The organism is Paenibacillus sp. AR247 (assembly GCF_002968895.1).
GTDB lineage: Bacteria > Bacillota > Bacilli > Paenibacillales > Paenibacillaceae > Paenibacillus_AQ > Paenibacillus_AQ favisporus.
In genome coordinates this window covers 46,452-56,197 of the sequence record NZ_PCZT01000015.1, presented here as the reverse complement: position 1 = coordinate 56,197, position 9,746 = coordinate 46,452, and the positions used below count along the sequence as shown (strand labels likewise).

Below are 9,746 nucleotides of genomic sequence, written 5' to 3'. Positions count from 1 at the left end.
GATGTACAGATCAGCTACTTTACGAAAGATGCCGATGGCAAGCTAATACCGATCCATAACACGATCAGTGATTCGAATCTAGTTAAGAACAAACTGTGGGATGGATACCTATGGGATGTAGAAACCCATAATAACTATTCTACCGGTGGGAAAGAAGACTCGACCTACTCGGATCAGATCGCGGCAGGAACCAAGCTGGCTACATTAGTAAACCAGGGTCTTCACGGTGTAGGTGGAGATATGGACTATGTAGATATCAACTGGAACGATCCGGCAACGTATGTGGTCCAAATCGTCGTAACGGATAATGAAGGTCGTGTCAGTAAGACAGTAGAGAAAGAGGTAACGGTTGTACCAACTACAGAAACATAATAAATCATACAGTATGAAACTTATTTTGTTTCATTAAAGGAATTATTGGGTTAAAAGATAAATATATTATGTGGTGTTTCGGATATCTCTGAACAAACTGAACTAGTTATGGTGTAGAAGGGAGAGATTATTGACCTCTCTCCTCAGTAATAGTTTCAGAGATATATTGGACTCTCATATTATTTGATGACGAAGGGAATGTTAACGCATGCAAGGTAAAGTGAAATGGTTTAACGCAGAAAAAGGATATGGTTTTATTGAGACGGCTGACGGCGGCGACGTATTTGTTCATTTCTCCGCAATTCAAACAGACGGTTTTAAGACATTGGATGAGGGGCAAGACGTTGAATTTGATATCGTCGAAGGTGCTCGTGGACCTCAAGCAGCTAATGTAACTAAGTTATAGTTTTTATAAATCGGTTTACACATGAATTTATGAAACGAAGAAAAACAGATGATAATACTGCGAAATTCCTTCTTTATAAATCACATAAATGTAAATCGATATGGAATTTTATACATTAAACCCTTTCCATTCCAATTGACAATGGACAAGTTTGGGTGGTATATTCAGGAATGTGGGCGTAAGTCACACTTTATTTGACGACGAAGGGAATGTTAGTGCATGCAAGGTAAAGTTAAATGGTTCAACGCAGAAAAAGGTTATGGCTTCATCGAGACTGCTGAAGGTGGCGACGTATTCGTACACTTCTCTGCAATCCAATCTGATGGCTTCAAGACTTTGGAAGAAGGTCAAGACGTTGAATTCGACATCGTCGAAGGCGCTCGTGGACCGCAAGCAGCTAACGTAACGAAATTATAATCATCCGGCAAGGCCGACCTACATATACGGTTCGATGGTTAAGTAATTGAAGAACGGTAGCGATAAGACCCTGGATCTCCAGGGTCTTTCTTTGTGTTCCGGCGGATTTTACCACGATCGAACCTGTTTCATTTCCTCCTGTGTGGTTAAGGAATTTTACCCTGCTTTAGGCGGACAGCGGGGGTGAGTAAAGGGCTTTCATTTGGCGGACAGCCGCCCGAAAACGCCTTTTTACTTAGCGTTAACAATTGTGATATAATGGAACTGCAAAGGAGGAGTGCCCTATGAATTTAGCTATTCGAGGTCAACAAATCGAGGTTACTGACGCTTTGAAGGACTATGTCGACAAGAAGCTCAGCAGGCTTGAGAAGTATTTCGATGCACCCCCCGCCTCAGATGGAAATGTGACACTTGGAGTTACTAGAGGTTTGCACAGTGTGGAGGTAACGATTCCGCTCCCTGGAGTGATGCTCCGGGCCGAAGACCGCAGCGATGACATGTATGCGTCCATTGATGCCGTCGTGGACAAGCTGGAACGTCAAATCCGCAAGCACAAGACCAAGCTCAACCGAAAGTTCCGCCAGGAAGGAAGCCTGAAGATGCTGTTCACGGAAGAAGCAGCGACCGGTACCGGCCTGCTGCCGACGATGACGGAGGAAGAGCACGACGATCTGGAAGTGGTCCGCACGAAGCGCTTCACCCTGAAGCCGATGGACGTGGAAGAAGCCATTTTGCAGATGAACATGGTCGGACATAATTTCTTTGTTTTTTCGAACATTGATACTCAGGAAGTGAATGTCGTTTACAAACGGAATGATGGAAAATACGGTTTGATCGAGCAAAATGAAGGTCGCGCGTATTAACAAATTGATGGTCCGTTGTAACAATTTTCATGATTATGTAAATATTGATTGAGTTTCGAGCAAAAAAAGAGCCCTTGTCCTGCAACGGATGGGGCTCTTCGTGCGTATATAAATAGAGGCCGTTTGTAAGGGCTGTAAGTTGTTGCGGCATCTCTTACAAACTGTTACAATTTATGCAAACCCGTTTTTATTCTAATTACCGGTTTGAACACGATTGGAATGAACTTCAAGCAGTGCATTTTGTCTGTATGAAGCCGATTCTGCCCGGATCAATTTCAACAAGCAGCAGATCTTCAATACTCCTGTATGAATCGATTCTTTCTGAATCCATATCGTTCAGCCGATGTCTGTGTGAATTGGTTCATGAAGAATCTATTTCATTTGAACATAACCCTGAAATAACTGAAGTTGATTCTAACAATTGTTTTGCGCGAAAGGGGTTAACCATGCTAGGTATAGTCAAAAAAATCTTCGGTGACGTCAACGATCGTGAGGTCAAGCGTCTGATGAAGACGGTTGATCAGATCAACAAATTAGAGCCGGAATTCGTCAACCTTTCCGATGAGCAGCTGAAAGGGAAAACAGCGGAGTTCCGTGCGCGTCTGGAGAAGGGTGAAACCCTCGATGATCTCCTGCCTGAAGCGTTTGCCACCGTACGCGAAGCATCCAAGCGCGTGCTCGGTAAGCGTCATTACGACGTTCAGCTGGTTGGCGGCATGACGCTGCACGAAGGCAAGATCGCCGAAATGAAGACCGGTGAAGGGAAGACGCTGGTAGGTACCCTGCCGGTATACCTGAACGCCCTGCTCGGCAAAGGTGTGCACGTGGTCACCGTCAACGACTATCTCGCTCAGCGGGACAGCGCGGAAATGGGACAAATTTACGAATTCCTGGGCATGACCGTCGGGGTGAACCTGAGCGGCATGGACCATGCGGATAAACAAGTGGCATATGCCTGTGATATTACGTACGGTACGAACAACGAGTTCGGTTTCGACTACCTGCGTGACAACATGGTGCTGTATAAGGAACAAATGGTGCAGCGCCCGCTGTACTTCTGTACGATTGACGAAGTGGACTCGATTCTGATCGATGAGGCGCGTACGCCGCTGATCATCTCAGGACAAGCCCAAAAGTCGACGGAGCTGTATTACGTAGCGGACCGCTTTGTGAAGCAGCTGCAGAAGGAAGAGGACTATACGGTTGATATCAAGGTCAAATCCGTTGCTCTGACGGAAAAGGGTGTGGCTAAAGCGGAACGCGCTTTTGGCATCGAAAACCTGTATGACCACAGCCATATTACGCTGAACCACCACATCGTGCAGGCGCTGAAGGCGAACGTCATTATGCGCCGCGACGTCGACTACGTCGTAACGGAGGACGAAGTGGTGATCGTCGACGAGTTTACGGGCCGCCTGATGGCCGGACGCCGTTACAGCGACGGACTGCACCAGGCAATCGAAGCGAAGGAAGGCATCGAGGTGCAGAACGAGAGCATGACGCTCGCGACGATTACCTTCCAGAACTACTTCCGGATGTACCGCAAGCTGGCCGGCATGACTGGTACGGCGAAGACGGAGGAAGAAGAATTTAAGAAAATTTACGGCCTGGAAGTTATCCAGGTACCGACAAACAAACCAAACCAACGGAACGACATGCCGGACATCGTGTACAAGAGCGTGAATGGCAAGTTCAAGGCCGTTGTCGACGAGATCGTGGAGCGCCACAAAAAGAACCAGCCGGTGCTGGTTGGTACGGTATCCATCGAGAACTCCGAGCTCATTTCGGAAATGCTGAAGCGTAAGGGCATCAAGCACCAGGTGCTGAACGCCAAGTACCATGCCGAAGAAGCGGACATTATCTCCCGCGCCGGTCAGCCGGGTACGGTAACGATCGCCACCAACATGGCCGGACGGGGTACCGATATTTTGCTGGGTGAAGGTGTGGCTGATGTGGGCGGTCTGCATATCATTGGTACGGAGCGCCACGAATCCCGCCGGATCGATAACCAGCTTCGTGGCCGTGCCGGACGCCAGGGCGACCCGGGCTCGACGCAGTTCTACCTGTCGCTGGGTGATGAGCTCATGAAGCGTTTCGGCGCCGACAACGTGCTGAACATGATGGAACGCCTCGGTTTCGAGGAAGACCAGCCGATTGAGAGCAAGATGATTACCCGTGCGGTCGAATCCGCGCAAAAACGCGTCGAAGGCAACAACTTCGACCTGCGGAAGGTCGTCCTCCAATACGACGACGTCATGAACCAGCAGCGGGAAATCATCTACAAGCAGCGCCGCGAAATTATGGAATCCGACAACATCAAGGATATCGTGATGGAGATGATCAAGCCGGTCATTGACCGTGCGGTTGAGGTGCACTGCTCCGACGATATTCCAGAAAACTGGGAACTTCAGGAAGTGGCTGATTACGTGAACAGCAAGCTCCTCGACGAAGGTTCGATTACCCGCGACGATCTGTGGGGCAAAGAGGTTGAGGAGATTGAAGAGTTCATCTTCGATAAGGTGAAGAAGAAGTACGACGAACGCGAAGAACGGATCGGTTCCGAGCTGGTACGTGAGTTCGAGAAAGTAATCGTACTCCGCTCCGTCGACAGCAAGTGGATGGACCACATCGACGCGATGGATCAGCTCCGTCAAGGTATCCACCTCCGTGCATACGGCGGTACGGATCCGCTTCGCGAATACCAATTCGAGGGCTTCGAGATGTTCAACACGATGACGGCCAGCATCCAGGAGGAAGTGGCCATGTACGTGATGAAGGCCCATATCGAAGCGAACCAGGAGCGCCAGGCGGTCGTGGAAGAGAGCAAGGTTTCCACAAATGGCGAGCCGACCGAGAAGAAGCCGGTGCAAGTCGGCGAACAGATCGGACGCAACGATTTGTGCCCTTGTGGCAGCGGCAAGAAATACAAACACTGCCACGGTCAAGAAGCATAAGATAATATAGACGTAAATGGTACAATGATTCATACAACAGCCGTTTCTTAGGCAACCCTAAGAAGCGGAGCCAAAACTCCCTTAAATCGGGAGACCCAAAGCGGGCGCTGCTCTGAAGAGGAGGGCGGCCGAAGGGTCTTTCCGCTTAAGGGAGTTTATGTCGATAAAGAGGTGAAGAGTAAATCATGTTAGATCCAAGCGTTAAGCACGACTTGCGGGAAATCGCAACGAAACTCACCAATCTTAGGGGGTCTCTTTGACTTAGATCTGAAGCAGGAAATGATCTCGAACTTCGAAGAGAAAATGTCAGCTCCCGACTTTTGGGATGACAACGAAAAGGCTCAATCGGTCATCGCAGAAATGAACGCGGTGAAGTCATCGGTTGACGAGTATGAGAAGCTGCAGCAGGAATACGACGACGCCTCCATGATGGCGGAGCTGGCCGACGAGGAAGGCGACGAATCGCTGGCCGCCGAAATCGCGGAAGCGGTGGGGTCGTTAACCAAGAAGCTGGACGATTTTGAACTCAAGCTGCTGCTGAACCAGCCTTACGATAAAATGAACGCTATTCTCGAACTGCATCCGGGTGCCGGCGGCACCGAGTCCCAGGATTGGGGACAGATGCTGCTGCGGATGTACACCCGCTGGGCAGAGAAGCACGGCTTCAAAGTCGAAACTTTGGACTATCTGCCGGGTGACGAGGCCGGGATCAAGAGCGTTACGCTGCTGATCAAAGGCTTTAACGCTTACGGCTATCTGAAAGCCGAGAAGGGCGTGCACCGTCTGGTGCGCATCTCGCCGTTCGACTCGTCGGGACGCCGCCATACGTCGTTCGTCTCCTGCGATGTCGTGCCGGAGATTACCGAGGACGTCGATGTGGAGATCCGGACAGAGGATCTCAAGATCGATACGTACCGGGCCAGCGGCGCCGGTGGTCAGCACATTAACACGACGGACTCCGCGGTACGGATTACCCACATCCCGACGGGTGTGGTCGTGACCTGTCAGAACGAACGCTCGCAGATCAAAAACCGGGAGCGCGCGATGACGATGCTTCGATCGAAGCTGTACGAACGCAAACTTGAAGAGCAGCGAAAACAGCTGGATGAAATCCGAGGGGAACAGTCGGATATTGCCTGGGGCAGCCAGATTCGCTCCTACGTGTTTCATCCCTATAGTATGGTAAAGGACCACCGTACCTCAGTGGAAACCGGCAATGTCGGCGCTGTCATGGACGGGGACCTGGATCCTTTCATTGACGGTTATTTGCGCAGCCAAATTAAGGTGGAAACCGAATAAAACCAAGTGAATTCCTACACGCTATTCGTGTAGGAATTTTTTGGTGTAATGGACTGATTTTAGCATTCTGGAAGGCTTGGCTGCTAGATGGCCGATTTATATTTTAGGTAAGGAGAGAAAATTGTTCATGTCTCAGAAGTCATCGAACCGCAGAAAGGCATCGCTGCCTATGAGCGGACCCCGGCGCCATGTGGTGGACACGCTGCTCATCATTGTCGGTTCCTTTATTATCGCTTTTAGGATTTAATTTGTTTTTCCTGCCGAACGGGATCGCTTCCGGCGGGGTATCCGGGATTTCCGTATTGACCGAAGCCTGGTTTGGCATGGAGCCAGCTTTTACCCAGTGGGCCCTCAACATCCCGTTGTTTATCCTAGGCATCCTGCTGCTCGGAAAAAATTACGGCATCCGCTCGCTGCTGGGCAGCGTGGTGCTGCCTTTGTTCGTCTATCTGACGAAGGACTGGCCGCTGCCGACGAGCAACCCGCTGCTCGCTTCGATTTACGGCGGGATCGCGGTCGGTCTCGGCATCGGGATTGTGTACCGGGGACGGGGCTCCACCGGCGGACTAACGACGCTGGCCCAGATTATCCAGAAATACAGCGGACTCAGCTTTTCCCTGTGCGTCGTGATCCTGGACGGATCGGTCATTGTTTTGGCTGCCTGCACGTTGTCGCTGGAGAAGGCGCTGTACGCGCTGGTGGGACTGTATGTCACCGGTAAAGTGATCGACGCCATTGAGCTAGGTTTCAACTACTCGAAGGTGGCTTATATCATCTCGGACCATATCGAGCCGATAACGGCGGCGGTGCTGAAGGACCTGGACCGCGGCTGCACCAAGCTGAACGCCACCGGCGGCTATACCGGAACGGACCGGACCGTGCTGATGGTCGTCATCGGCCAGAGTGAAACGACGCGGCTGAAGACGCTGGTGCAGTCGGTGGATCCGGAGGCTTTTGTTATCATCAGCAATGCGCATGAGGTGCTGGGTGAGGGCTTTAAGCTGCAGGGCAGCTGAGCATTTTTCTTACCATCCATCATAGTTTAATAATGAACAACAAAAAGAGGCGAACAGTTATCCATGCGTGGCTGGGCAGCCTCTTTTTCATTACGAAAAGGTCGGAGGGAATGGTTAGATGTTCCCGCCCGTCCGAATCGTTACCGGTACCAAAAAATAAACGACCATCATACATCACAAGGGCGGTTTGGGAGCAACGCATGGATCACTTCATAGGAATGAATCTGGTCGGACCTTGAACAGGGTCTTTTTTCTTGGAGATAGAAAGGTTCATGGCTCGGACCATAGGAGGCGGGAGTGGAAAAGCCCTTACAGGATAAGGGAAATTCGTTCCAAAGTGTTGTATTTATATAAAAGCGGTCGTATAATAATACATAATTATTCATGATTTATACAGAAGCGGCAGTAGAGAGGGGAACGCGGGGAATGGGAGAACACGGTACTGGGGAGAAGGTAAGGATTGCGATCGTCGGTTCGACCGGCTACGGCGGGGTTGAGCTGATCCGGCTGCTGCAGGGGCATCCCAAAGCAGTCATTACGTCAGTGATTTCATCATCGAGCGCGGGAACGCCGATTTCGGAAGGTTTTCCGCATTTAACAGATATTATCGTGCAAAATTTGGACGGTACCGATCCGAAGGAAATCGCCGCCAAGGCGGATGTCGTCTTTACGGCTACCCCTTCGGGTGTGAGCTCCAAACTGGTGCCGGGCTTGCTGGAAGAGGGGCTTAAGGTCATTGATTTGTCCGGGGATTTCCGGATCAAGGACGGCGCCACGTACGAAAAATGGTATAAGCACACCGCCCCGGATGCGGCTTATTTGGACCAAGCCGTTTTCGGTTTGTGCGAGCTGTTTGGGGAAGAAGTCGCCGGCAAGGACTTTATTTCCAATCCCGGCTGTTACCCGACGGCTACCCTGCTCGGTCTGGTTCCGGCCATCAGCGCCGGCTGGATCAACCCGAACAGCATTATCATCGATGCCAAGTCAGGCGTATCGGGTTCGGGACGCGGAACGAGCTTAACGACCCATTTTGCAGAAATTAATGAAAATTTCAAAGCTTATAAAGTGAATAAGCATCAGCATATCCCGGAAATCGAACAGGTGCTAAGCCAAGTGGCGGGCGAGCAGGTGACCGTGACGTTTACGACCCAGCTGGTGCCGATGACCCGGGGCATTATGAGCACGATGTATGCAAACTTGAACGGCGTATATAATGACGAGGATTTTGTGGAGCTGTACCGGCAGTATTACCAAGGACGGCCGTTCGTGCGCGTGCGCGACACGGGCATTTGGCCGGCGACGAAGGAAGTGCTGGGCTCCAATTATTGCGATATCGGTTTTGCGGCGGATCCGCGGACGGGCCGGGTCACCATTATTTCGGTCATTGACAATATCGTCAAAGGTGCGGCAGGCCAGGCGATACAGAACCTGAATCTGATGATGGGATGGGAGGAGAATCTCGGACTCGGCTATACTCCGGTGTATCCGTAAGCGGGATGAACATAGACATGGGACAATTAACGACGTTTACGCAGGTGAAGGATGGATCGATCGTCACGCCGAAAGGTTTTTCGGCTGGAGGCGTGCACTGCGGACTCAAGAAGACGGATCGCCATGACCTTGGCGCGATCCTGTGCGAGGTGCCGGCCGTGGCTGCGGCCGTGTACACCACGAATGTGTTTCAAGCGGCACCGCTGAAGGTGACGCGCGAGAGCTTGCAGAACGGCACGCTGCAGGCTGTGATCGTGAACAGCGGCAACGCCAACGCGTGCACCGGGCAGCAGGGCGAAGCCGATGCCTATGACATGCGGGCGGCCGCAGCCCGCCACCTCGGCGTGGCGGAGCAGGACGTGGCTGTCGCGTCCACGGGCGTGATCGGCGAGCTGCTCAAGATGGACCGCGTGAACGCGGGCATCGAATCGCTGCCGCCGCGGCTCAGCAGCGCCAATTCGGGCGCGGAGGACTTCTCGCAGGCGATCCTCACCACGGACCTGGTGAAAAAAGAAGCCTGCGTATCGGTGTTGGTGAACGGCAAAGAGGTGACGATTGGCGGCGCCGCGAAGGGTTCGGGGATGATTCATCCGAACATGGCGACGATGCTCGCTTTTATGACGACGGACGCGGCCATTGACCAGGAAGCACTGCAGCAGCTGATGCGGCAGGCGACGGATGTGACGTTCAACATGATTACGGTGGACGGCGACACGAGCACGAACGACATGCTGATCGCCATGGCCAGCGGGCTGGCAGGGAACGAAGTGCTGACGCCGGCGCATCCGGACTGGGAGCCGTTTGCCGAAGGGTTTACGTATGTGTGCCGGAGCTTGGCCCAGGCGATTGCGCGGGACGGCGAAGGTGCGACGAAGCTGGTCGAAGTCAGCGTCACCGGCGCGGTCAGCGACCTGGTCGGCACGGGCGA

The 9,746-nt window shown here is 52.0% G+C and carries 8 protein-coding genes and 1 pseudogene; all 9 read left to right on the top strand.

Annotated features, from left to right (window positions below; translation table 11 throughout):
* Positions 1-372, top strand: a 372-nt coding sequence (locus CPT76_RS37765; RefSeq protein ID WP_181153027.1) for a hypothetical protein, incomplete at its 5' end; no start/stop codon positions are given.
* Between the two features lie 208 nt (positions 373-580).
* A complete protein-coding gene (locus CPT76_RS24875; protein ID WP_105444832.1) occupies positions 581-778 on the top strand; it encodes a cold shock domain-containing protein in 198 nt (65 codons plus the stop codon).
* 219 nt (positions 779-997) lie between these two features.
* Positions 998-1,195: a cold shock domain-containing protein gene (locus CPT76_RS24870; protein ID WP_105444831.1), complete on the top strand. Its 198-nt coding sequence runs from the start codon at positions 998-1,000 to the stop codon at positions 1,193-1,195.
* A gap of 284 nt (positions 1,196-1,479) precedes the next feature.
* Positions 1,480-2,058 (top strand): ribosome hibernation-promoting factor, HPF/YfiA family, encoded by a 579-nt coding sequence (hpf, locus tag CPT76_RS24865; RefSeq protein WP_105444830.1) that lies wholly within the window; start codon positions 1,480-1,482, stop codon positions 2,056-2,058.
* A 446-nt stretch (positions 2,059-2,504) separates the two neighbouring features.
* Positions 2,505-5,012 carry a preprotein translocase subunit SecA gene (secA, locus tag CPT76_RS24860; protein ID WP_105444829.1) on the top strand — a complete coding sequence of 836 codons (2,508 nt, stop codon included), beginning with the start codon at positions 2,505-2,507 and terminating at the stop codon, positions 5,010-5,012.
* Between the two features lie 185 nt (positions 5,013-5,197).
* Positions 5,198-6,311, top strand: a protein-coding gene (prfB, locus tag CPT76_RS24855; protein ID WP_105444828.1) for a peptide chain release factor 2 whose coding sequence is annotated in 2 segments (ribosomal slippage) — positions 5,198-5,269 and positions 5,271-6,311 — 1,113 coding nt in all. Because the reading frame shifts where the segments join, the coding sequence is not laid out codon by codon here.
* Positions 6,312-6,438: 127 nt separating this feature from the next.
* Positions 6,439-7,327 (top strand): annotated as a pseudogene (locus CPT76_RS24850) (YitT family protein).
* 426 nt (positions 7,328-7,753) lie between these two features.
* Positions 7,754-8,818: an N-acetyl-gamma-glutamyl-phosphate reductase gene (gene argC / locus CPT76_RS24845; RefSeq protein WP_105444827.1), complete on the top strand. Its 1,065-nt coding sequence runs from the start codon at positions 7,754-7,756 to the stop codon at positions 8,816-8,818.
* 17 nt (positions 8,819-8,835) lie between these two features.
* The coding region (gene argJ, locus CPT76_RS24840; RefSeq protein WP_258168782.1) for a bifunctional ornithine acetyltransferase/N-acetylglutamate synthase at positions 8,836-9,746 on the top strand (911 nt) is incomplete at its 3' end.